The sequence below is a fragment of the Yinghuangia seranimata genome, assembly GCF_029953285.1.
Lineage (GTDB): Bacteria > Actinomycetota > Actinomycetes > Streptomycetales > Streptomycetaceae > Yinghuangia > Yinghuangia seranimata.
In genome coordinates this window covers 50373-73349 of record NZ_JASAOI010000023.1, presented here as the reverse complement: position 1 = coordinate 73349, position 22977 = coordinate 50373, and the positions used below count along the sequence as shown (strand labels likewise).

At 72.2% G+C, this 22977-nt stretch carries 16 protein-coding genes; 6 read left to right on the top strand and 10 right to left on the bottom strand.

What is annotated here, in order from left to right:
* Window positions 1-81 precede the first annotated feature (81 nt).
* Complete coding sequence (locus QI554_RS15705) at window positions 82-516, bottom strand: hypothetical protein (RefSeq protein ID WP_281470480.1); 435 nt, start codon at window positions 514-516, stop codon at window positions 82-84.
* 527 nt (window positions 517-1043) lie between these two features.
* Window positions 1044-2189 (bottom strand): PQQ-dependent sugar dehydrogenase, encoded by a 1146-nt coding sequence (locus QI554_RS15700; RefSeq protein WP_281470478.1) that lies wholly within the window; start codon window positions 2187-2189, stop codon window positions 1044-1046.
* Window positions 2190-2580: 391 nt separating this feature from the next.
* Between QI554_RS15700 and QI554_RS15695 the strand changes: the two genes are divergently transcribed.
* On the top strand, window positions 2581-3180 hold the full coding sequence (locus QI554_RS15695) for a hypothetical protein (protein WP_281470476.1): 600 nt from the start codon (window positions 2581-2583) through the stop codon (window positions 3178-3180).
* Between the two features lie 131 nt (window positions 3181-3311).
* Here the strand turns inward: QI554_RS15695 and QI554_RS15690 are convergent, their stop codons facing one another.
* From QI554_RS15690 to QI554_RS15655, 8 genes are all read right to left on the bottom strand, one after another.
* Window positions 3312-3845 carry an SMI1/KNR4 family protein gene (locus QI554_RS15690; protein WP_281470474.1) on the bottom strand — a complete coding sequence of 178 codons (534 nt, stop codon included), beginning with the start codon at window positions 3843-3845 and terminating at the stop codon, window positions 3312-3314.
* Between the two features lie 170 nt (window positions 3846-4015).
* Window positions 4016-6109 carry an ATP-binding SpoIIE family protein phosphatase gene (locus tag QI554_RS15685; RefSeq protein ID WP_281470471.1) on the bottom strand — a complete coding sequence of 698 codons (2094 nt, stop codon included), beginning with the start codon at window positions 6107-6109 and terminating at the stop codon, window positions 4016-4018.
* Window positions 6110-6532: 423 nt separating this feature from the next.
* On the bottom strand, window positions 6533-7366 hold the full coding sequence (locus tag QI554_RS15680) for a PaaX family transcriptional regulator (RefSeq protein ID WP_281470469.1): 834 nt from the start codon (window positions 7364-7366) through the stop codon (window positions 6533-6535).
* 58 nt (window positions 7367-7424) lie between these two features.
* Window positions 7425-8210 (bottom strand): maleate cis-trans isomerase family protein, encoded by a 786-nt coding sequence (locus tag QI554_RS15675; RefSeq protein WP_281470467.1) that lies wholly within the window; start codon window positions 8208-8210, stop codon window positions 7425-7427.
* Between the two features lie 55 nt (window positions 8211-8265).
* Window positions 8266-9174: a fumarylacetoacetate hydrolase family protein gene (locus tag QI554_RS15670; RefSeq protein WP_281470466.1), complete on the bottom strand. Its 909-nt coding sequence runs from the start codon at window positions 9172-9174 to the stop codon at window positions 8266-8268.
* A 266-nt stretch (window positions 9175-9440) separates the two neighbouring features.
* Entirely contained in the window at window positions 9441-11912 is a 2472-nt protein-coding gene (locus QI554_RS15665) for an oxidoreductase (RefSeq protein ID WP_281470464.1), read from the bottom strand.
* A gap of 147 nt (window positions 11913-12059) precedes the next feature.
* The gene (locus QI554_RS15660) at window positions 12060-13682 is read right to left on the bottom strand and encodes an AMP-binding protein (RefSeq protein WP_281470462.1); all 1623 of its coding nucleotides are present in this window, start codon (window positions 13680-13682) and stop codon (window positions 12060-12062) included.
* A 186-nt stretch (window positions 13683-13868) separates the two neighbouring features.
* Window positions 13869-15365 carry a carboxylesterase/lipase family protein gene (locus QI554_RS15655; RefSeq protein ID WP_281470461.1) on the bottom strand — a complete coding sequence of 499 codons (1497 nt, stop codon included), beginning with the start codon at window positions 15363-15365 and terminating at the stop codon, window positions 13869-13871.
* A gap of 458 nt (window positions 15366-15823) precedes the next feature.
* Here QI554_RS15655 and QI554_RS15650 point away from each other — a divergent pair, with 458 nt between their 5' ends.
* The 5 genes from QI554_RS15650 to QI554_RS15630 all read left to right on the top strand — a co-directional run bounded on the left by QI554_RS15650 (window position 15824) and on the right by QI554_RS15630 (window position 22974).
* Window positions 15824-16771 carry an ABC transporter permease gene (locus tag QI554_RS15650; RefSeq protein WP_281470459.1) on the top strand — a complete coding sequence of 316 codons (948 nt, stop codon included), beginning with the start codon at window positions 15824-15826 and terminating at the stop codon, window positions 16769-16771.
* A complete protein-coding gene (locus tag QI554_RS15645) occupies window positions 16768-18723 on the top strand; it encodes a dipeptide/oligopeptide/nickel ABC transporter permease/ATP-binding protein (RefSeq protein ID WP_281470457.1) in 1956 nt (651 codons plus the stop codon). Before QI554_RS15650 ends, QI554_RS15645 begins: the two co-directional genes overlap by 4 nt.
* On the top strand, window positions 18720-19781 hold the full coding sequence (locus QI554_RS15640) for an ABC transporter ATP-binding protein (protein WP_281470455.1): 1062 nt from the start codon (window positions 18720-18722) through the stop codon (window positions 19779-19781). Before QI554_RS15645 ends, QI554_RS15640 begins: the two co-directional genes overlap by 4 nt.
* 14 nt (window positions 19782-19795) lie before the next feature.
* On the top strand, window positions 19796-21349 hold the full coding sequence (locus QI554_RS15635; RefSeq protein WP_281470453.1) for an ABC transporter substrate-binding protein: 1554 nt from the start codon (window positions 19796-19798) through the stop codon (window positions 21347-21349).
* A gap of 182 nt (window positions 21350-21531) precedes the next feature.
* Window positions 21532-22974: an alkaline phosphatase PhoX gene (locus QI554_RS15630; RefSeq protein ID WP_281470451.1), complete on the top strand. Its 1443-nt coding sequence runs from the start codon at window positions 21532-21534 to the stop codon at window positions 22972-22974.
* The last annotated feature ends 3 nt before the right edge of the window (window positions 22975-22977 follow it).

Sequence of the window (22977 nt, the reverse complement as noted above, 5' to 3'; positions counted from 1 at the left end):
CTACCGCCTGCACCCCGAGGACCTAACCCGCCACCCACGGCCTGTGCTGTGGGAGGAACCGGCGACCGACCCGTACGACGGTCAAGGAAGGCGTTGCACGAGAGCCTGAGCCACCAGCGCCGGCGCAGCGTTAGTGAGCTGTTCGACGTAGGCGTCAAGCGTCGATATGCAGTCCCGCACGGTGGTGGTGAGGACGTCCGGCAGCTCCAGCAGCGGCTCTTGGTGGCGCTGCCCCGTCTCCTCATCGTCAACGTCGATCATGATGTCCCCGCTGACGATCAGCCCGTCCGGTGCGGAGGCGACCATGACCTCGACGTCGATCTCGCGGTCGTCCTCGAGGGTGATAGCGAAGCCAAGGCAGGTGGCGCGTTGTTTCGAGCCCGCGTAGTTGCTGAACTGCTTCCACCCGCATTCCGCATCGTGACTTCGGTAGATGCCGTGGCCGGCTTTCCTGAAGCGGTCCGAAGCGATGGCCAGCGCCGTGATCAGGTCGGCGGCGTCGCGAGTCGAGTTCACCTCGCGATGCTATCCAGCGGCCGCGAACCCGTCCGTTCTCAGGAGCTCGAGAGCTGCTGAACGCGGCCTGTCGACGGTCACGCGATTCCCCAGAGGGCTTCTTCGTCCTCGAACAGCTCCTGCCGAGACCGGGTAGCTGAGGTGACTGGGCCGGGGGCGTGGAGTCAGCGCCGGTGCCGTTGCCTCTCTGGAGGCCACGCCGGACAACGAGGACGGTCCCGGTCGGCGCGGAACAGCCGCCCGGACGGGGCTACGTCGTCCGGGTGCGGGTCACGCGGCAGGCGAATCCCGGCCGGACGGGATCGACGGCGAGGAGGTGGTGCGTCCAGCCGCGTCGCACCTCGTACGTGATTCGCGTCCGGCGCTCGTGTCCGATGGCGATCTCTCCGAGGTCTGTCCAGCCGTCCAACCACGCGCCACCGCCGTGGGATCGGCCCAGACAGGAGCACGTGCAGTCGTCCCTCTCGGCGTCTCGGCGTCTCGGCACGCCGGGGTGCAGACCGGTCTTGCGTGAAGCCGCTCCGGGTTCAGCCCAGCGTCACGCGCAGCACGCGGTCGTCGCCGTCGTGGACGTCGCCGCGGCCGTCGGTGTTGCTCGTGGTGACCCACAGGCCGCCGCCGGGGGCCGGCAGCACGGTGCGGAGGCGGCCGTAGGTGCCCTGGAAGTACGCCTTCGGCTGCCCGAGCTTTGTGCCCTCGATCGGGACCTGCCACAGGCGTTGGCCGCGCAGGGCCGCCACGTAGATCACGTCGTCCACGATCGCGATGCCGCTCGGCGACGCCTCGGCCGGGGTCCACTGCGTGAGCGGGTCGATGTACGTCGGCGCTCCGCCCGTGCCCTCGACGTTCGGCCAGCCGTAGTTGCCGCCCGGGACGATCAGGTTGAGCTCGTCCCACGTGCTCGCGCCGAACTCGGAGGCCCACAGGCGCCCGGCCGAGTCCCACGCGAGGCCCTGCACATTGCGGTGGCCGAGGCTGTAGACGAGCGAGCCGGGGAAGGGGTTGCCCCGCGCGGGTTTGCCCTCGGGCGTCATGCGCAGGATCTTCCCGCCCAGCGAGTTCGGGTCTTGGGCGAGGGACTCGTTGCCGGCCTCGCCGGTCCCGGCGTACAGCATGCAGTCGGGGCCGAACGCGATGCGCCCGCCGTTGTGCCCCCCGGCCGACGGGATGCCGGTGACCAGCACCTCCGGCCTGACGAGCCGCCCGCCGAGGTACCTCATGCGCAGGATGCGGTTGTCGTTCGCGGCGCTCGTATAGATGTACACCCAGCGGTCGAACGCGAAGCGCGGAGACAGCGCGATGCCGAGCAGGCCGCCCTCGTTGTCGTGCTCCGACCCCGGCACGCTGCCGACCTCGGTGCGGCCGGGCTTGCCGGGTGTGAAGCGCGAGATGGTGCCGTTGTCCCGCGAGGCCACCAAGACGTCGCCGTTCGGCAGCGGCGCCACGCCCCACGGAGTGTCCAGACCGGTCGCCACGTCGCCGGTGACCGAGAGGTCCGGTACGGCCGGCGCGGTCGGGCCCGTGGGCGGCGCCGCCGGGGTCTTCGCCACCGAGCAGGCGGGCCGCGCTGTGGCGCCACGCTCCCAGGTCCACCCCGACGTGGTCGCGACGAGCGCGACCGCCAGCGCGGCCGCCGTCCAGCTCCCGGCCGTTCCGGTACGTCGGTCTCGCATGTCGCCCTCCGCCTCCGCGTCGGCCGGACACCCGTCACGGTGACGGACGCGGCGCGCGGAGAGTGCCCGGCCCGGCGAGTGCTGCAACCTCCTTCACCCAGGCGGCCCAGGAGCGCGACGCGGGTGACCAGTACGTGTTGTCGATCGCGCCGGGTGCGGGATCGGCGGGTGGCCGACATGGCACCTGACGTATTTCCGTGCGGCCCGGACGTCATGGTCGTCCTCGGATGGGGGGCTCCACTCGGCCCAAGCAGACCGGGTAGGGGCGCCGATGGGCTCCGGTCAGGCTCCGTGCGGATGCGGATTCCGGATAGCCCAACGGGTCCGGGCGCGGCGGTGGGGCATGCTCATGGCCGGCTGCCGCAGGGCGGCGGGAGCGTCAGGAGGGTGCGTGGACGGCGGATCTGTCCGACGGCGGACCGCCGCGGTTGCGGCCGCGGTGGTGCTCGCGACCGCCCTCGTCGCATGCAGCGGCGACGGAGGGCACACCACCCGCGGCACGGGACCGGCACCGGGCTCCGACTGGGCGGCCGGCATCACACCGGAGTGGATGAGCAGGCAGATGGGCCTTCCGCTGCCGGGCACGGCAAGGTCGCCGGAGGCCGCGTACGAGAGCACCTCCCGCTACGACACGGGCCTGCTCACCTTCACGCTGACCCGGGCCGAAGCGGACACGTACCTGAAGGAGAACCCCCCGAAGGGCAAGTGGCTGGAGCCCACGGCCGCCTCTGGCGTCCCGCCGCGCGACTTCGCCCACTTCGGCCTTCCGGAGCCGGAGACGCTCAAGGACGGCGTGCGCTACGGCTACGTCTGCCCGGCGTCGGACACGGACGGGCCGACCGCGCTCCCTTCCGGCGTGCCCGACACGTACGACACGTCCGACGAGCGCTGCGTCCTCCTCTACGCCCACGCGTACGCCCCGGACCGCACCCGCCTCTACCTGAGGGCCCACTACGATCCCGGGAACGGCCCGGTCCGACCGAGCCCCTGACCCCGGCCCGAGGCGCACTGGGAGATCCGGCTCGTGCCGCACGGCGCGGACCTCGTCCGCTGTTCGGCTGGCCTCCCGCATCGCTGAACCGGTCCTGCTGGGCCTGGCCTTGCTGGCAGTCCGCAGCCGCGTCAGGCGCTGACCGCGCGGTCTCCTCTGTCCCTGAAGGTTGTCGTCGATCCGCTGTGCGGCCAGTCGCCACGAAAGCACGGGACCGTGGAGCGTGCGAGGAAAAGGGCTTCGATGAATGCGCCCAGGCCGCCCGCGAATTCCGTCCACTCGTCGCCTTTCCCCTCCGAGACGACGATGGTCCATTCATCCGGATCGCCGGGGCCGGTGCGCCAATGGCAGTAGTCGCCGTTGGTGGTCACCCCCCACCGCAGGATGCCGCCCGGGGCCGGATACGCGACATAAGGGATCGCCTCGTCGTGGTGCTCCGCCTCTTCGGTGATGTACTCCAGCCAGGACTGGTTGCTCTGCGACTCTGCGACGATGTCCATGGAGGGAAACCGGCCGTGCGGGCCGAGGACCCGGATGAAGCCGCCCACCACGAGCTCGGGATACCGCGCGATCAGGTCCTTGTAATCGGCTGGCAGCCGGGTTCCGAGGGCTTCCTCCACCGACTGCCAATCGATTGCCCGCGGAGGACGCTCCGGCAGTCCCAACAAAGCGCTTCCTACAGCCACTGAAACTCCACACGCGCTCGGTGATCGGATTGGCGGCAGGCCTCTTCCCCCGAAGAGCCAGTCGTCCCGGGCTGCCCGACTGCCGGCGCAGCAGATTAACGACGCGAACCGACAAAGCCGTCGCCTGCGCCGGGCCTCGCGGCACCTGGTCACAGGTCGTCGAAGGCGGCCAGGAGGTCCGCTTCCGACAGCGACTCTGCGGGCGGGGCCGGGGTGGTGGCTTGTTCGGTCCAGATGGTTTTGCCGTTGCGGCGGTAGCGGCTGCCCCAGCGGCTGGTGAGTTGGGCGACGAGGAAGAGGCCGCGGCCGCCTTCGTCGGTTTCGCGGGCCCGTCGGAGGCGGGGCTGGGTGTTGCTCGGGTCGCCGACCTCGCAGACGAGGACCTCGTCGCGGAGCATCCGCAGGTGGACGGGCCCGCCCGCGTAGCGGATCGCGTTGGTGACGAGTTCGCTGACGACGAGTTCGGTGGCGTAGGCGAGGTCGTCGAGGCCCCAGGCGGTGAGCTGGTCGCGGGCGAGTTCGCGGGCGCGGGAGACGAGGGCGAGGTCGGCGGGGAGTTCCCATTCGGCGATGGCGTCGGGGCCGAGGCGGCCGGTGCGGGCGAGGAGGAGGGCGATGTCGTCGTCGCGCGGCGGGGCGAGTTCGGCGACGACGGCCCGGCCGAGGTCTTCGAGCGGCAGGTCGCGGTACGTGTCGACGGCTCGCGCGAGGGCGGCCATGCCTTCGCCGGGGTCGGCGTCGCGCTTTTCGACGAGGCCGTCGGTGTAGAAGGCCAGCAGGGTGCCGGGTGGCAGGTCGAGTTCGACGGATTCGAACGGCATGCCGCCGACGCCGAGCGGCGGGCCCGGGGAGAACTTGGCGAACCGCGGTGGGGCGCCGGGTTCGACGACGAGGGGCGGCGGGTGGCCGGCGCTCGCGATGGTGAAGCCGCCGGTGGCGGGGTCGTAGACGGCGTACTGGGCGGTGGCGCCTTGGGCGGCGAGTTCGGCGGTGGGGTCGTCGGGGTCGTGCTCGGGCCAGTAGCTGAGGACGAGGTCGTCGACGTGGCTGAGGAGTTCGCCGGGTTCGAGGTCGAGGTCGGCGAGGGTCTGGACGGCGGTGCGCAGCCGGCCCATGGCCGCGGTGGCCATGAGGCCGTGGCCGACGACGTCGCCGACGACGAAGGCGGTGCGCAGTGAGGAGAGCGGGATGACGTCGAACCAGTCGCCCGCGACGCCGGCCTCGCCTTCGGCGGGCAGGTAGGTGCCGGCGGTGTGGGCGGCCGGGGTGCGGTTGAGGGCGCGTGGGAGCAGGGCGCGTTGGAGGGCGACGGCGGTGCGGTGTTCGCGGGTGTAGCGGCGCGCGTTGTCGACGCTGAGGGCGGCGCGGGAGGCGATTTCGGCGAGGAGCGTGGCGTCGCGTTCGTCGAACTTGGCGCGGGGCGCGGCCCGCCAGACGGTGATGCTGCCGAGGACGAGGCCGCGGGCGAGGAGGGTGGCGACCATCGAGGAGTCGGCCTCGGCCGGGATCATCGAGTCGAGGACGGCGCCGCTGAGGCCGAGCGAGGCGCGCAGCATGGCCATGTCGGTGGCGACGACGGGGATGCCTTCGGCGAGCGGGGCGAGCATGGGGCTCTCGTCGAAGTGCGGCAGGGCGTCGCCGACGTCGAGCATTGCGGCGGGCCATTCACGGCCGGGGCGGGCGGCGACCGCGGCGCGCCGGAACTGCGGCTGGACGGCGCCGACCATCGGGGCGGGCTCGTCGCCTGCGAGGACTGATTCGTCGAGGTCGACGGAGGCGAGGTCGGCGAAGTCGGGGACGAGGACGTCGACGAACGCGCGCGCGATGTCGGCCAGGTCGAGGCTCGATCCGGTGTCGACGGCGGCGGCGTGGGCGAGTCGGCCGTGTTCGCGGTCGCGGACGTCGACGCCGGGCAGCCCCGCGCCGGCGCGGTCGGCGGGCAGCAGGAGGACGAGCCGCGCGCGGGGACCCGTGAAGACGCGTTCGGGGTCGGGCTCGGACATCGGGGTGGTGAGCGTGCGGGCGTGCAGGAGACCGTGCGCTCCGGGGACGGTGACGCGCGCTCCGGGCCCGCGGCCGGGGATGCCGCGCAGTGCTTCGGCGGCGGCCGGGGGCAGCGGCTGGCCGAGCTGGCGCCGGGCGGCGGGGCTGGCGAGCAGGACGTTGCCGTCCGGGTCCAGCAGCACCGCCGCGAGGTCGGCGGGGAGTTCTTCGGGGGCGCCGGCGCCGGGCGCTGCGCTCATATGGGCTCGCCTTCTTTCGTCCCCGAGCCTGCGTCGCGCGGACGGTGCCGGTTCCGCGCCGCCTGCGCGGTCGCGGTCCCGTCGGCGCGGCCCGTGCCCGGGGCGGTGTGGCACGTCGGCGGCCCGCGCACCGGGTCCGGGCCGCGTGCCGCCGCGTCCCGGCGGACAGGCGCGGTTGCGGGCGCCGCGCCCGCCTTCGCCCGTTTCCGCCGCTTGTGCCGTTCCCGCCATTGTCCCGCCGCGTGAGGTCGGACGCGACTGTCGGCCGCCGCCCGCTGGGCCGACGGCATGGTTTGTTCACCCGTCATGGCGACCGTCAAGGGAACGCGCTACGGCCCGATCGGGCGGAGCACACGCACCCGGCCGGAACGCGTTCGCTTTGGCATGGTCACGCCGGGTCACGGGGTGTCGCGGGGACCCCGGTCACGCCTCCGCCGCGGTCAGCCCCGTCACCTTTTCGACGTGCCGCAGACTCGGCGGCGCGAGGCGCTCGTGCAGGCGGACGAAGACCTGCCGGGCTTCGACCGCGTTCCAGTCGTCCGGGAGCAGCTCGGACGGCAGGCCCGGGTCGAGGTACGGCAGCCGCCGCCATTCGGTCAGCATCGGCACGTAGCCGCGGAACGCGTCGTCCGGGCCGACCTCGTCCCCCGTGCGCAACGCCTCGGCGACCGGCCCGTACGTCGCGGTGAACCGGGCGTACTGCTCCTCGACGGCGGCGAAGTCCCACCACTCGCCGACCGTGCCGCGCAGTTCGGAGAACGCCGCGTAGTCGCCGGCGAACAGGTGGACGTAGTCGCTGAGTCCGACCCGGGTGAGGGTGCGCCGCGCGGCGTCGAGGAGCCGGGCCGGCGCGACCCACACACCGGGCGAGACCTTGCCGAAGCCGAGCCAGGTCAGGCGGGAGCGCAGCTGGTGCCGGGCGGCGCGTTCGCTCTCGGGGACGGAGAACACCGCGACGACCCAGCCGTCCTCGAGCCGGGCCGGCTCCAGGTGGCCGAAGATGCGCGCGTCGCCTTCGTCGAACACCGGGCCCATGGCCGGGCTGAGCCGGTAGCCGGTGCCGGAGCGGCGTTCGCCGACCAGCGTTCCCCGCTTCTTCAGGCGGGAGATGGCGGAGCGCACCGCGGGGCCGTCGACGTCCAGCTCGGCCATCAACGTGATGAGGTCGGCGATCGAGATCCAGCCGCCGCACGGGCGGACGAACGCGCCGTAGATCGTGTTGATCAGTGAGCTGGGTCGGCTCGCGCTCTCTGCCATGATCGCCTTTCCGGAACAGTGCGGCGGCGATGTTACCGGCGGGCGGTCTCGCCCCGGGTCAGGGCGCCGCCGGCGGGACCGGTGATTCGGCGTACCGCCCCGACAGCAGTGTGCCCGCTCCCGGCGCGACCGCGGGCAGCCCCAGCGAGCGCAGCATCTGGTGCGCCGTGCAGATCGCCGCGGACACGACCGGCTTGCCCAGCTTCTGCTCGGCCTCCTCCACCGCGGCCAGCGACGGCATCTGCACGCACGCCGACAGCACCACCGCGTCGGCGTCCGAGTAGTCGAGCGCGGCGGCGATGCCCGGCAGCCTCAGCGGGTCGTGCGCCGCGACGTCGAGGTTGTTGGGGATCTCCAGCGCCGTGTAGTCGAGCACCTCCACGCCCTCGTGCTGCAGGTACTCGACCACGGTGCGGGTCAGCGGCTGCATGTACGGCGCGACCAGCGCGACCTTCTTCGCGCCGAGCACGTTCAGGCCGTGGACGAGCGCGCCCGCGCTGGTCACGACCGGGGCCGGGGCGCCGTTCTCCACGGTGCGGGCGTGCAGGCGCGTCTCGGACTCGCGGTGGTAGCCCAGCCCCATGCTCATGATCGCCACCAGGCACGCGTAGCCGAGCACGTCCACGTGCGCGTCGGACAGCTCCAGGGCGCACCGGTCCGAGTCGGCGTCCATCGCCTTGAGCTGCTCGGGCGTCACATGCGTCATGCGCATGCGGCTGGAGTGGAAGGTGAACCGCTCGGGCGCGACGGTCTCACGCGCCCGGAGGATCGCCGGGATCTCCGTCTCCATCGTGACGTTCGAACTCGGGACGATCTGGCCGATGCGGTAGCTGCGTGGGGTCATCGGATGCCTTTCCGGGGAGCTGGGCGGCGGGGCGTGGTCGGTGCGGCGGTGCGGCTCAGCGCGCGTCGACGACGGGGTTGGACAGCGTCCCGATGCCCTGGATGGTGGCCTCGACGATGTCGCCCGGCGTGAGGAACTGGGGCGGGTTCATGCCGGCGCCGACACCGGACGGCGAGCCGGTGGCGATGACGTCGCCGGGTTCGAGGGTGACACCGGAGCTGATGTCGGCGATCAGCTTCGGGATCCGGAAGAGCATGTCGCGTGTGTTGCCCTTCTGCTTCGTCTCGCCGTTGACCGCCAGGTGCAGGTCGAGGTTCTGCGGGTCCTCGATCTCGTCGGCGGTGAGCACGGCGGGGCCGAACGGGCAGTAGGAGTCCTGGCCCTTGGAGAAGAACCACTGGCCCGAGCGGCGCTGGTCGCGGGCGCTGATGTCGTTGACGATGCTGTAGCCGAAGACGTAGTCGTACGCGTCCTCTTCGCTCACCTTGAACGCGGTGCGCCCGATGACGACGGCGAGTTCGCACTCCCAGTCGAGCTGCTGCGTCAGGTCGCCGTTGTGGAGGATGGGGTCTCCGGGACCGGTGACCGCCGTGGCGGGCTTGCTGAACAGGACGGGCCGGGTCGGCGGTTCCTTGTCGGTGTCGAGGCTGCGGCTGGACTCCTCGACGTGCTCGACGTAGTTGAGGCCGACACCGACGACCTTGCCGGGACGCAGCGGCGCCAGCACCGTGACGTCGGCCAGGGGGCGGACGCACCCGGCGGGCCGGTCGGACGGGTCGCCGGCCAGGAGCTCGCGCGCGGTCTCCTGGGCGACCGGTCCGGCGGCGATGAGGGAGAGCAGGTCGCCGGGCAGCGCGACGCCGCGGGCGGCGGCGAGTGCGCCCAGGTCGACGGCGTTGTCGCCGACCACGGCGCCGAGGCGGGGATCGGCGGTGGTCGCCACGGTGTAGGTGATCAGTCGCATGCGATGGTCCTTGGTCTGTCGCGATGGAACGTGTGGGCCGGGGAAGGGCCCGGCGCTCACCCCCGATGAGCGCCGGTCCCCACCCCTCCCGGGGCGGATGACGGCACGACACGTGCCCCGGGGTCTGGAGGTGCCGCCGGGCCCCGCGGTCGCGCGCCCGTCCGCTCGCGGGTTTCGGTCTTGCCCGGCGGCACCGGCTCAGCCGGCTTTCTGGTGGCCGTCGTTGTCTGCGCAGGCCTCTTCCCGGGAGAAGCCCGGTCTGGGCTTCATCGTCCGGTTCCAATACGGGTATCCCGCGGCGAATACCTCGGGAAAGACCACGAGTTGACGCTCGGTTGCGGCACGGGCACGGGCCGCCAGCGCTGGGGGGTGGGCTCGACCGGTTCGCGCAGCAGGTGCAGGCGCGGCGGCACCCGGTCGGTGCGCGCGCCGGGCGGACGCCCGCTGCCGGCCTGCCACGGATCCGGCCACACGGCGCCGGGCCCCCGGTAGTCCTGCGCGGTCGCGGCGTGCAGGGTCCACAGCGGGTCGTGCAGGTGCCCGCGGCCGATCGCGCACAGGTCGGCGCGGCCGGCCAGCAGGATGGAGTTGACGTCGTCGTACGTGGAGATCGCGCCCACCGCGATGACCGGCACGCCGGTGGCGTTGCGGATCAGGTCGGCGAACGGCGTCTGGTAGCTGCGGCCGTACGCGGGGCGCTCGTGCGAGACGACTTCGCCGGTCGACACGTCGACCGCGTCGGCGCCCGCGGCGGCCAGCGCGCGGGCGATCTCGACCGCCTCGTCCTCTGTGGTGCCGCCGTCGGCCCAGTCGCACGCGGAGATCCGGACGACGAGCGCCTTGTCCTCGGGCCACACCTCCCGCACGGCGGCGAGGACCTCGAGGGGGTAGCGCAGCCGGCCGGCCAGGTCGCCGCCGTACCCGTCCGTGCGGGTGTTGGTCAGCGGGGACAGGAAGCCGGACATGAAGTGCCCGTGCCCGTACTGGAGTTCCAGGACGTCGAAGCCCGCACGGTCGGCGCGGCGCGCGGCCGCGGCGAACTGGCTGGATATCTCGAAGAGTTCCTCGGCGGTTGCGGCGGTCGGCGTCTGACTGTCCTGGTCCCAGGCGAGGGCGGACGCGGCGACGACCGGCCAGGCGGCCGAGTCGGCCAGCGGCCGGGAGCGGCCGTCGGCCCCGGGATCGGTGCGTGCCGCGCGGCGCCCGGCGTGGGTGAGCTGGATGCCGAGCGCGGCGCCGGAGTTCCCCGAGACCGCGGTGACGATGCGCCGCCAGGCGGCTTCCTGCTCGTCGTTGTACAGCCCTGGACTCCCGGGCCCGGGGCGGCCGTTCGGGGTGACGGCGGTCATTCCGGCGAAGACCAGCCCGGCGCCGCCGAGCGCCAGCGCGGTCAGGTGGGCCTGCTCGAAGTCGCCGGGTACGCCGCGGCACGCGGTGCCGGTGGTCATCGGCGGCACCACGACGCGGTTGCCGAGGAGCAGTCGGCCGAGTCGGAAGGGGCGGAACATCGGGGGCGTGTCCGCGGCGGCCGCCGTGCCCGCGGGGACCGTCCCGTCGGGGGCCCCGCCCGACTCGACCGTGGACTCGGCGAACCAGCGGTCGGCCACGCCCACGAAGTCGGCGTCGCGGGAGCGCAGGTTGTCGTACGTGACCCGACGGCTGCGGGTGAGCAGGTTGAACGCGAACTGCTCAGGCGCCTGCCCGGTGTAGCGGCCGATGTTCTCGAACCACTCGAGGCTGGCCTGCGCGGCGCGCTGCGTCGACTCGACGACCGGGCGGCGCTCGGCCTCGTACGCGGCCAACGCCTCGTCTATACCGGGCTGTTCGTGCAGGCACGCGGCGAGCGCGAGGGCGTCCTCCATGGCGAGCTTGGTGCCCGAGCCGATCGAGAAGTGCGCGGTGTGCGCGGCGTCGCCGAGCAGCACGACGTTGCCGTGCCGCCAGGTCGCGTTGCGCACGGTCGTGAAGCGGATCCAGCGCGAGTTGTTGGGGATCAGCCGGTGGCCGTCGAGGTGCTCGGCCAGCAGCTCCTCGCAGCGGGCGATGCTCGCCTCGTCACTGGCGCCGCGCGGCAGGTCGCGAGCCGCGAGGTCGGCGAACCCGGCGGCACGCCAGGCGTCTTCGGCCATTTCGACGATCACCGTGCTGCGCGTCGCGTCGAACGGGTACGCGTGCACCTGCAACGCGCCGAAGTCGTGGCGGTCGACGATGAAGGTGAACGCCTCGAGGACCTTGTCGGTGGCGAGCCACATGTAGCGGCAGCTGCGCTCGTCGAGGTCGGGGCCGAAGCGCTCGGCGTGGCGGTCGCGCACCGCGGAGCGCACACCGTCGGACGCGACCACCAGGTCGTACCGCGCGGCCAGTTCGTCGACATCCGGGGCCTCGGTGCGGTAGCGGACGTCGACACCGAGTTCGGCGCAGCGCTCCTGGAGGATCTGGAGCAGCCGCTTGCGGCCGAGGGCGGCGAAGCCGTGCCCGCCCGAGGTGAGCGTACGGCCGCCGTAGCGCACGTCGATGTCGGTCCACCGGGCGAACTCCCCCGACATCGCGGCGTAGACGACCGGATCGGCCTGGCCGATGCCGTCGAGGGTCTCGTCGGAGAACACGACGCCGAAGCCGAACGTGTCGTCCGGCGCGTTGCGCTCCCACACCGTGATGTCCCACGACGGCGACAGCTGCTTGGCGAGGGCCGAGAAGTACAGCCCGCCGGGGCCTCCTCCGATTACCGCTACCCGCACAGGGTCCTCCTGATGTTCCTGGTCCACCACGACTCTATGCCGCTCATATTGCGAGCGTCAAATTTACGAGATATTCGACGGCCTCGGCCGTATCCCGCTCCGGGAGCCTGCGGACCCCACCGCCCTCGGGCCGACCGCAAACCGTCGTCACGGCGACTTCGCGGCCCAGGCGTGCAGTTCCGCGCGCAGCAGCTTGCCGTTGCTGGTGCGCGGCAGCGCGTCGACGAACTCGACGGCGCGCGGGTACTTGTACGGCGCGACCGTCGCCTTGACGAAGTCCTGGAGCGCCTTCACGGTGGCTTCGTCACGCTCGACGCCCTCGCGCAGCACGACGAAGGCCATGACGATCGTGCCGCGCGCGGCGTCGGGGGCTCCGGCGACGCCGCATTCGACGACGTCCGGGTGGGCGAGCAGCGCCTGTTCGACCTCGGGCCCCGCGATGTTGTAGCCGGACGAGATGATCATGTCGTCGCTGCGCGCCTGATACCAGAAGTAGCCGTCCGCGTCACGGATGTAGGTGTCGCCGGTGATGTTCCAGCCGTCCTTGACGTAGGTGAGCTGGCGCGCGTCGTCGAGGTAGCGGCAGCCGGTCGGGCCCTTGACCGCGAGCAGGCCCGGCTCGCCGTCCGGGGCGCGGCCGCCGTCGGGCGCCAGTACCTCCGCGGTGTAGCCGGGCACCGCGAGGCCGGTCGCGCCGGGACGGATGTCGTCGTCGGCGGCGGAGATGAACACGTGCAGCATCTCCGTCGCCCCTATGCCGTCGATGATGCGCACCCCGGTCGCGGCGTGGAACGCGTCCCAGACCGCGGCGGGCAGCGCCTCGCCGGCCGAGATGCAGCGGCGCAGCGAGGTCAGCCTCGGCGCGAGCCCGGCGGCCAGGATCGCCCGGTAGGCGGTCGGCGCGGTGAACAGCACCGTCACGCCGAAATCCGCTACGAGGTCCGCCAGTTCGTCAGGCGTGGCGCGCTCGGTGAGCAGCGTCGCGGCGCCCACGCGGAGCGGGAACACCACCAGGCCGCCGAGACCGAAGGTGAAGCCGAGCGGCGGGGTCCCGGTGAACAGGTCGTCGGGCTCGGGCTTGATGATGTGCCTGGAGAAGGTGTCGGCGTTCGCCAGCACGTCGCGGTGGAAGTGCATGGTCGCCTTGGGGCGCCCGGTCGTGCCGGAGGTGAAGGCGACGAGCGCGACGTCGTCGGCGGCGGTGTCCACCGGGGCGAAGACGCCGGGCTTGGCGGCGCAGCGGGCCGTCAGGTCGTCGTCGCCCTCCCCGCCGTACGCGACGACGGAGAGCCCCGGCACGGCGGCGGCGTTCAGCTCGTCCAGGAACCGGTGGTCGCAGATCGCGACCGTGGGGAGGCTGATCTCGGCCAGTGTCGTGAGCTCGTGTGCGCGCAGCAGCGGCATCGTGGTCACCACGACCCCGCCGGCGCGCAGCACTCCGAACCAACAGGCCACCAGCCAGGGGTTGTTCGGGCCGCGCAGCAGTACACGGTTGCCGGGCACCAGACCGAGGTCCTCGGTCAGCACCTGGGCGACCTGCTGCGCGCGATGGAGCAGGTCGCCGTACGTCCAGCTCTGCTGCGGCGTCACCAGACAGCGGCGGTCCGGGCCGAAGGCCGCGATGACGTCGTCCAACAGCGCGGTGCCGCAGTTGAGCCGGTCGGGGTAGTGCACCTCAGGCAGTTCGAAGAGCAGGTCGGGCCACTGCTCGAAGGGGGGAAGCCGATCGCGACAGAAACTGTCTACGTGGGCGGATGGGGACAGCTCCATGAGCGCCACCTCGTCCTGATGTGAGCGGGGTCGTAGCCTCACGTTATCCACGAGATCTGACGACAGTCAATGAGACGCGATATGATCCATCCCATTGCTGCCGAATCCGCCGGGCAATCGCGCTGAATCGTGTCAGCTGGGCGGCCGGGGCTCGACGAGAGCCCCGGCCGGCCCCGCCCGGGCGCGCTACGCGCGGTGCGCCTGCGCCGTGATCACCGTGTCGAAGTGCATGGTGGTGCGCGACTGCCGGTCGTACGGCACCCACGTGGGCAGTGCGGGGTGGTTGGGGTCGCCCGTGCGGATGAAGGCGATCCACGCGCGGTGCATGGCCGCCGCGAGGCCGTCCCGGACCCGCCCTTCCATCCCGGCGATGAACGGCGCATGCGCCCAGGCGTCGAAGTTGTCGAACACGAACGGCAGGTCCAGGCAGTGCGGGGCGCCCAGGACACCGTCGTGCGCGGGGGTCGGGAAGTCGAACTCGTAGACCCACACCGGCCGCCCCTGCCCGGCACGGGCCTCGGCGAACTCGAGGGTGGGCTTGCGGAAGGCCTCGTCGGTGGTCAGGTCGACGAGGACGTCGATCGGCCGCGCGCCGGGGCGGGCCGCCTCATACGCGGCATAGGCGCGTTCCGCGTCCTCGCCGAGGCTCTCGCGCAGCCGGCCCAGGACCTGCTCCCTGTCCGCCGACGCGTACATCTCGTTCACGGCGAAGCTGAACGCGGCCTCCTCCCGGGTCCAGCCGACCAGCACGTCGAGGTCGGCGCCGGGCCCGTCGAGCAGGCTGTCGACCGGTGGGCGCGGGATGGTCGAACCGTCGAGCACCGGCACGAACGGAACCGCCCAATGCCCCCAGCGCAGCGTGGCGATGAGGAGTTCGACGGACGCCTCGACCAGCTTCGGCCAGGACACGTCGCGCAACTCGTCGACGTTCTTCACACCGACCGTCTCCAGGAACGCCGCCGTACTGGCGCGAGCCTGCGCGGGCGTGGCGAGAGGCATGCCGAGCGGGACGCTCTGGAGGATGGCCCGCCGGAACAGGCCCCGGGTGTCGGGATGTCCCGCGAGCGCCGCGGTGGCCTGGGCGCCCGCCGACTGTCCCGCGACCGTGATGTTGCCGGGGTCTCCGCCGAACGCGGCGATGTTGTCGTGCACCCAGCGCAGCGCGGCGGCCTGGTCGGAGAGCCACGCGTTGCCGGGCGCGGCCTCGCCGTCGGAGCCGCCGAAGTACAGCAGCCCCAGCGGCCCGAGCCGGTAGGTGAGGGTGACCACGACGAGGTCGCCGTCGCGGGCGAACGTCTCGCCCGAGTAGTTCGGCATGGCGCTCGACCCGGAGATGTACGCGCCGCCGTGGATCCAGACCAGGACCGGCCGGGCGGCGGCGTCGGCGGCCGGCGTCCAGATGTTGAGGGTCAGGCAGTCCTCGTCGAACGGCGGGAATCCGTGGCCGCCGAGGACGGGGTCGCCCTCCCGGACGGCCTGGGGCGCGGAGGGGCCGAACGCCGCGGCGTCCCGCGTTCCGCTCCATCCCGGGTGCGGAGCGGCGGGCTGCCACCGCAACGGGCCCACGGGCGGGGCGGCGTAGGGCACCCCTTTGAACACGGCGAGTCCGTTCTCGTATCCGCCGCGGACGCGGCCCGAGCTCGTGTGGACTTCGGGGGCGGTGTCGTCCTGAGGCTGACCCATGTGGCGCTTCCTCCCACGGCGGCCGGCGCACCGCTCTCCCCCGCCCGGCGCGGATCGCCCGGGACGGGATGGCTGCGCCGACGCCCATTGAAAACTACCGAGTGTTCGGTCGGGTTTGGATGTGCGCAAGCTATTGCGCGCTCATAACGATCGTCAACCAAAAGCAAGCTCAAGCACCCAGGCGCCCCGGCGCCGTGCGACTCTCCGACTGAGCGCCCGTCGGGCGCGAACCCCGATGCCCACCGGCGGGCGGGTCCGCCGCTTTTGCGCGTCTCGACAGGTGGACGCAGCCGAGATTTATGCTCCAAATCTAGCGACAGTCAAAATTACGCGCTAACGTTCCGCACCAGATTCCCGCCACAGGTCCCCAACGACGCCCTCAGGGCTCCCCCGCGACCTCTCGCCATCCTCTGCTGAATCCATTAATCCGGGCATCGCCCCACGCCCCCGAGGTGAGCATGGCCATTCTCCGACTCGTGGTCAGGCGGCTGTTGTCGTCCATACCACTGCTGTTCGTCGTCTCCGCCTTCACGTTCGTGCTGGTCTCGCTGGTCCCCGGGGACCCCGCGCGAACCATCGTGGGCCAGCACGCCACCGAGGCGCAGTACGACGACGTACGTGCCCGACTGGGCCTCGACGACTCCCTGCCGGCCCAGTACTGGCACTGGTTGCGTGGTGTGCTCCACGGTGACCTCGGCGCGTCACTGTTCACCGGCGAGCCGGTCGCGCAGATGCTCAACACGCGCCTCCCGGTCTCGCTGTCCCTCATCGTCACCGGCACGATCGTGTCCGGCATCATCGGCGTGAGCCTCGGCGTGCTCAGCGCGCGGCGCGGCGGCGCCCTGGTCCGCACCGTCGACGTCCTGTCGCTGGTCGGTCTCGCGGTGCCCGCGTTCTGGCTGGCCCTCGTGCTCATCGCGCTGTTCGCGGTCAAACTGCGCTGGCTGCCGGTCACCGGCTACGTGCCGTTCGCCGACGATCCGACCGAATGGGCCAGGTCGCTGGTGCTGCCGGTGGTGTCCATGTCGGTGAGCTCGGTCGCGATCATCGCCAAGCAGACCCGCGACTCGGTGCTCGACACCATGTCCCGCGACTTCATCCGCGTCATGGAGGCCAACGGCTTCCGGCAGCGCTCGATCCTCTACCGCCACGTGCTGCGCAACGCGGCGCTGCCGGTGGTCACCGTACTCGGCGTCGTCATGGTCAGCCTGCTGGCCGGGGCGGTCTTCGTCGAGACGATTTTCGCCCTGCCGGGCCTCGGCGGGGAGACGTCGTCGGCGACGGTCCAGCACGACATCCCGGTGATCCAGGGCGTGGTCCTGTACGTCACCGGCGTGGTGGTCGTGGTCAATCTGCTCGTGGACCTGGCCTACGGCCGGCTCGACCCGAGGGTGCGTGCCGCATGAGTACGACAGCACAAGCGACCGCGAACGCCGCGGTGAACTCCCCTACCGCAAAGCCTTCTTCGCCAGGCCTGGTCCGCCGCGTGCTGCGCCGCCCGGCCGCGGTGATCGCGACGGCGTGGCTGGCACTGCTGCTCCTGGCCACCACCGCCGCGCCGCTGTTCACCGCGCACGATCCGCTGTCACAGGACCTCGACAACGTGCTGTCCGGCCCGTCCGGCAGCCACCTGCTCGGCACCGACGTGCTCGGCCGCGACCTGCTCAGCCGCCTGCTGTTCGGCGGCCGGTCGACCCTGGGCGCGGTCGTCGAAGCGCTCACCGTGTACCTGCTCATCGGTGTGACGCTCGGCCTGCTCGCGGGCTACCGGGGCGGCTGGGTGGACTGGGTGACCACCCGGGTCGCCGACATGATGTTCGCGATGCCGCCCATCATCATCGTGCTGGTGGTGCTCGCGGTCTTCCCCGGGAACCTGCACGCCGCGATGATCACGTTCGGCATCCTCGGAGCCCCGGGCCTGATGCGGGTGTTGCGCGCGCAGACGCTGACCATCCGCGAGGAGTTGTTCATCGCGGCCGCGAAGGTCGCGGGGCTGACGCACGGGCAGATCCTGCGGCGGCACGTCCTGCCGCGCATGGCCAGCACCATCATCGTCCAGGGCGCGCTGTTCTCGGCCATCGTCGTCATCATCCAGGCCGGGCTCGGCTACCTGGGGCTCGGCGCGCAGCCGCCGGACCCGTCGTGGGGCGGCCTGGTCGCGGACGCCTCCCAGGCCATCGACCGCGACCCGTGGATGCTGGTGCCCGCCGGTGTCCCGCTGGTGCTGACGGTCGTCGCGCTGGCCCTGCTGGGCGACGCGATCCGCGATGCGGCGGTCGAGAAGTGGTCGGTCTCCAAAGCGAGTTCGGGACCGGACAAGGCCAAGGCCAAGGCCGCCGCGGCGCCCGCCGACGCCGGCTCCGAGGCGCCGTTGCCGCCCGACCCGCAGGCCCTGCTGTCGGTACGCGGCCTCACCATCGAGATCGGTGGCACCCGCGTCGTCGACGGTGTGAGCCTCGACGTCGCGCCCGGCGAAACCGTCGGCCTGGTCGGCGAATCCGGGTGCGGCAAGTCGGTGACCTCGCTGGGCGTGCTCGGGCTCATCCCGGGCGGCGGCCGGATCACCGCGGGCAGCGTCGTGTTCGACGGTGTCGAGGTGAGCGGGTCGCGCGACGCGATGGCGGCGATCCGCGGCACCGGCATCGCGTACGTGTCGCAGGAGCCCATGGTGGCGCTCGACCCCACGTACCCGGTCGGACGCCAGCTCGCCGAAGCCGTCCACACACACCGCGGCGGCAGCCGTGAGGAGGCCCGGAAGCGCGCCGTCGAACTGCTGGACTCGGTGCACATCCCGAACCCCGAGGCGGTCGCGCGCCGTTACCCGCACCAGCTGTCCGGCGGCATGGCGCAGCGCGTCGCCATCGCGCTCGCACTGGCCGGCGAGCCGCGCCTGCTGATCGCCGACGAGCCCACCACCGCGCTGGACGTCACCGTCCAGGCGGAAATCCTGGGCCTGCTGCGCGAGTTGCAGGAGCGCACCGGCATGGCCGTGCTGATCGTCACGCACGACTGGGGCGTGGTGGCCGACCTGTGCCGCCGCGCGGTGGTGATGTACGCCGGCCAGGTCGTCGAACAGGCGGACGTCGAGCCGATGTTCGCGCGCCCCATGCACCCGTACACCGCGGGTCTGATGGCGGCCAACCCGCACAAGGCGGTGTGGGGCGAGCCGCTGCCGACGATCCCCGGCGCGGTGCCGGCGCCTCGCGACTGGCCGCACGGCTGCCGGTTCGCGGCGCGCTGCGACCTGGCCACCGACGCGTGCCGCGCCGACGCGGTCGCGCTGACCGAGCCCCAGGCGGGCCGCCTCACCCGCTGCATCCACGTCCAGTCCCTGATCGAGGAGGGCAGCCTCCGATGACGCCACCGAACATCCTCGAGGTCCGCGACCTGTCCGTGCAGTTCCGCCAGGGCCGCGGCACCCCGCCGCTGCGCGCGGTGGACGGCGTCGGCTTCACCGTCCGCGAAGGCGAAACCGTAGGCCTGGTCGGCGAGTCCGGCTCCGGGAAGTCCACCATCGGCCGGGCGATCCTCGGTCTGAACCCGGTGCACTCCGGCGAGATCCGCTTCGCCGGGCAGGACATCACACGCGCCGCGCCGCGCACCCGACGCGGCCTCAGCGACCGGCTGCAGGTGGTGTTCCAGGACCCGTACTCGTCGCTGAACCCGGCGCGCACCATCGGCCAGACGCTGGCCGAGCCGCTGCTGGTCCACGAGAAACTCGGCAAGGCCGAGGTGCTGAATCGTGTCACCGCAATGCTGGAGCGGGTCGGCATGCCGGCGGACACCGCCGGCCGCTATCCCGGCCAGTTCTCCGGCGGCCAGCGCCAGCGCATCGCGATCGCCCGCGCGCTGATGCTGTCGCCGAAGCTGGTGATCTGCGACGAGCCGGTCAGTGCGCTGGACCTGTCCATCCAGGCCCAGGTGATGAACCTGCTGGCCGAGCTGCAGAGCGAACTGTCGCTCAGCTACCTGTTCATCGCCCACGACCTGCCTGTCGTGCGCCACCTGTCGCACCGGATCCTCGTGCTCTACCGGGGCCAGGTGCTGGAGGCCGGCGACGCGGGCGAGGTGTACGACCGCCCGGCGCACCCGTACACCCAGGCCCTGCTGGCCGCCGCCCCCGAACCCGACCCCGCCGCGCAGCGCACCCGCCGGCTGGCCCGGGCCGATGCGGCGGGCGCCGGTACCGGAACCGCGGCGGCGCCTTCCGCAACCGGCTGCGTGTTCGCGCACCGCTGCCCGATCGCGGTGGACGTCTGCCGCGAGAAGCGTCCGCCCCTGCTGACCCTCGGCGCCGGACCGGACGGCGCACCGTCGTCCGAACGGTCGGTGGCCTGCCACCTCGTCGTCGAGCCGCCCGTCCCGAGCCCCGCCTCGGCCGGACCGAAGCACCTCCCCCGGCCGAAGAACCCCTAAGGAAGGCACGAACCATGCGCAGACGCACCAGATTCAGCACCGCGGTCGCGGGACTCGCCGCGCTCGCGCTCGCCGCCACCGGCTGCGGGGGCAGCTCGTCGAGCAGCTCCGGCGGCAAGAGCGACACCCTCAACATCGTCACCCTCAGCCCGCCCGCCAGCCTCGACCCGGCCAAGGCCAACGTCGGCTCGGACAACTGGTTCGTGAACCTGGCGTACGACACCCTCCTGCGGACCGGCCAGGACGGCAAGGTCCATCCCGCGCTCGCCACCGAATGGGGCTACGTCGGCACCGGCAACACCGACTTCGAGCTCAAGCTGCGCGCCGGCGTGAACTTCGCCGACGGCACCCCGGTCAACGCCGAGGCGGTCGCCGCGTCGCTGGACTACGTGCGCAAGAACGGCCTGAACGTCTCGTGGACGTCCGCGATCGAATCGGTGACCGCCAAGGGCGCCGACGTCGTGCACATCCACTGCAGCAGCCCCAACCCGGCGCTGCCGCGCATGCTCGAGCAGATCACCATGGTCGGCTCGGTCATCAGCCCCAAGGGCCTCGTCGCCCCGGACAAGCTCGGCACCGGGTCGTACGGCGCCGGGCCGTACACGCTCGACCCCGGGGGAACGGTGTCCGGCGACCACTACACCTACGTCCCCAACCCGGGGTATTGGGACGCGTCGCGGATCCACTGGAAGAAGGTGGTCATCAAGGTCATCCCGAACCCCCAGTCGGCGATCCAGGCGGTCAAGACCGGCCAGGCCGACATCACCAACATCCTCCCCAGCCAGGTCGACACGGCGAAGTCCGGCGGCCTGTCGGTGGTCAACAGCCCGGCGATCTTCACCGGCGTGAACCTGGTGGACCGTCAGGGCACCATCGCCAAGCCGCTCAAGGACCTGCGGGTGCGCCAGGCGCTGAACTACGCGGTGAACCGCGAGGCGATCGCCAAGGCGCTGTTCCAGTCGTACGCGCAGCCGACCACGCAGATCTCGCTGCCGGGGCTCGACGGCTTCGCGGCCGACCTGGACAACCGCTACCCGTACGACCCCGCGAAGGCCAAGCAGCTGCTCGCCGAGGCGGGCTACCCGGACGGGTTCACCGTCGACGTCGAGACGCAGAGCCTGCTGGGCATGGACCTGATCACCCAGGCGGTCATCGAGCAGTGGAAGCAGGTCGGCGTCAAGGCGAACGTCACCACTGACGCGACCGTCGGCCAGTGGATCGTCAACGCCACGTCGAAGAGGTTCCCCGTGCTCGGCTACGGGTACGGCGGCGCCGCGACCTACTTCGCGTCGCTCGACTGGATGCTGCCGCACGCCACCGCGTTCAACCCGTTCGCGACCGAGGACCCGGTGCTGACGAGCAAGCTGGCCGCCGCGAACGCCGCGCCCGAGGCCCAGCAGCCGCCGATGTACCAGGACGTCATGCGCTACGTCGTCGAGCAGGCGTGGTTCGTCGGTGTGCTGCGCATGGACGGCATCTACGCCTTCAACGGCAAGAAGATGACCGGCTTCAACTACGGCCCCAGCTACCTGCCGGACGTCGCCTGGGAGACCCGGCCGGCGAAGTAGCCCGTCAGACGCCCGGGCGGCGGTAATGCCGACCGCCGCCCGGGCCCCACTCCGGACGCCGACCCTCCGCGTCCACCACCGACGCACCCACCCGATCCGCTCCCGCCCGCGGGCCCGAGCCCGTCCCGTTCGGTTCCGCTGCCACAGCACTCCCCCTGCCCGCCAGACAGGAGAGAACCGCCATGGATCGAAGAGACTTCCTGACCCGCGGCGCCGCGGCCGCCGGAGGCGTCGCGCTCGCCGCCGGGCCCTTCCAGGGCCTGGTCGCGTCCGCGCACGCCGCCGCCGACCCGTCGCGCCGCGCGCCCGTGCGCGACCTCGGGCCGCTCGCCCCGGTGCCCGACGACCGCGACGGGCAGGTCCGCCTGCACCTGCCGCCCGGCTTCAGCTACCGCTCGTTCGGTGTGTTCGGCGAGCCGATGAGCGACGGGTTCCCGACGCCCGCACGCCCCGACGGCATGGCCGCGTTCCGCGGCTGGGGCGGCACCACCGTGCTGGTGCGCAACCACGAAGTGCCGGGCACGCCCGGCGCGATCGGCGATCCGGCGGACGCCTACGACGCGTTCGGCGGAGGCGGCACCACCACCCTGACGCTCGACCGGCACGGCCGCCTGACCGACCACCGGGTCAGCCTGAACGGCACGATCATGAACTGCGCCGGCGGCCCGATGCCGTGGGGCGCCTGGATCAGCTGCGAGGAGTCCGTCGACGGCCCCGATGTCAAAAGCCCCGTGCCGGGCGCCGACAACAGCAAGCTCCAGCGCAAGCACGGCTACCTCTTCGAGGTCCCGGTACACGGGCCCGGCGGCCGCGAACCGATCCGTGCGGCCGGCCGCTTCCAGCACGAGTCGGTCGCGTTCGACCCGGTGCACGGCGTGCTGTACCTCACGGAGGACAACCCGCTGTTCGCCTCCGGCTTCTACCGCTATCTGCCGCCCGTGCACCCGATGCGCGCGGGGCGGCTGCTGGACGGCGGACGGCTGCAGATGCTCGCGGTCGACGGGACGCCGCGCGCGCAGCTGCACCTGGGGCAGGCCGAGGACGCCTCCTACCCGGTGACCTGGGTCGACATCGACGACCCGGACCCGGCCTTCGCGCCGGGCGCGACGTGGTTCGACGCGTCGCCCACGGTCAGCCGCTCCGGCCAGGCCAAGGGCGCGGCGGTCTTCTCCCGGCTCGAGGGCTCGGTGTACGACAACGGCACCGTCTACATCGTGTCCACCCAAGGCGGCGCCGCCGCACCCGGCGACGAGCAGCCGACGGGACCGGGCGGTCTGTCGGCGTTCGGCGCCGGGCGGGGCCAGGTGTGGGCGTACGACATCCACCGGCAACAGCTGCGCCTGGTCTACGAGTCGCCGCACTCGTCGGTGCTCGACATGCCCGACAACATCGCGGTCAGCCCGCGCGGCACGCTCATCCTGTGCGAGGACGGCGAGGGCGAGAACTACCTGCGCGGCCTCACCACGGGTGGCGCGCTGTTCGACATCGCGCGGCTGGCGCCGGTGCCGGGCGACCCCGACGCGGAGTTCGCGGGCGCCACGTTCGACCCGGACGGCCGCACGTTGTACTTCAACATCCAGTCCAAGGTCGGCTGCACCGTGGCGCTGCGCGGGCCGGGCCTGTAGCGG

Bases quoted from the DNA above. Each gene is read 5' to 3' on its own strand.
- QI554_RS15700 (WP_281470478.1), bottom strand. From the start codon at position 2,189: ATGCGAGACCGACGTACCGGAACGGCCGGGAGCTGGACGGCGGCCGCG.
- QI554_RS15685 (WP_281470471.1), bottom strand. From the start codon at position 6,109: ATGAGCGCAGCGCCCGGCGCCGGCGCCCCCGAAGAACTCCCCGCCGAC.
- QI554_RS15680 (WP_281470469.1), bottom strand. From the start codon at position 7,366: ATGGCAGAGAGCGCGAGCCGACCCAGCTCACTGATCAACACGATCTAC.
- QI554_RS15675 (WP_281470467.1), bottom strand. From the start codon at position 8,210: ATGACCCCACGCAGCTACCGCATCGGCCAGATCGTCCCGAGTTCGAAC.
- QI554_RS15670 (WP_281470466.1), bottom strand. From the start codon at position 9,174: ATGCGACTGATCACCTACACCGTGGCGACCACCGCCGATCCCCGCCTC.
- QI554_RS15660 (WP_281470462.1), bottom strand. From the start codon at position 13,682: ATGGAGCTGTCCCCATCCGCCCACGTAGACAGTTTCTGTCGCGATCGG.
- QI554_RS15655 (WP_281470461.1), bottom strand. From the start codon at position 15,365: ATGGGTCAGCCTCAGGACGACACCGCCCCCGAAGTCCACACGAGCTCG.
- QI554_RS15650 (WP_281470459.1), top strand. From the start codon at position 15,824: ATGGCCATTCTCCGACTCGTGGTCAGGCGGCTGTTGTCGTCCATACCA.
- QI554_RS15645 (WP_281470457.1), top strand. From the start codon at position 16,768: ATGAGTACGACAGCACAAGCGACCGCGAACGCCGCGGTGAACTCCCCT.
- QI554_RS15640 (WP_281470455.1), top strand. From the start codon at position 18,720: ATGACGCCACCGAACATCCTCGAGGTCCGCGACCTGTCCGTGCAGTTC.
- QI554_RS15635 (WP_281470453.1), top strand. From the start codon at position 19,796: ATGCGCAGACGCACCAGATTCAGCACCGCGGTCGCGGGACTCGCCGCG.
- QI554_RS15630 (WP_281470451.1), top strand. From the start codon at position 21,532: ATGGATCGAAGAGACTTCCTGACCCGCGGCGCCGCGGCCGCCGGAGGC.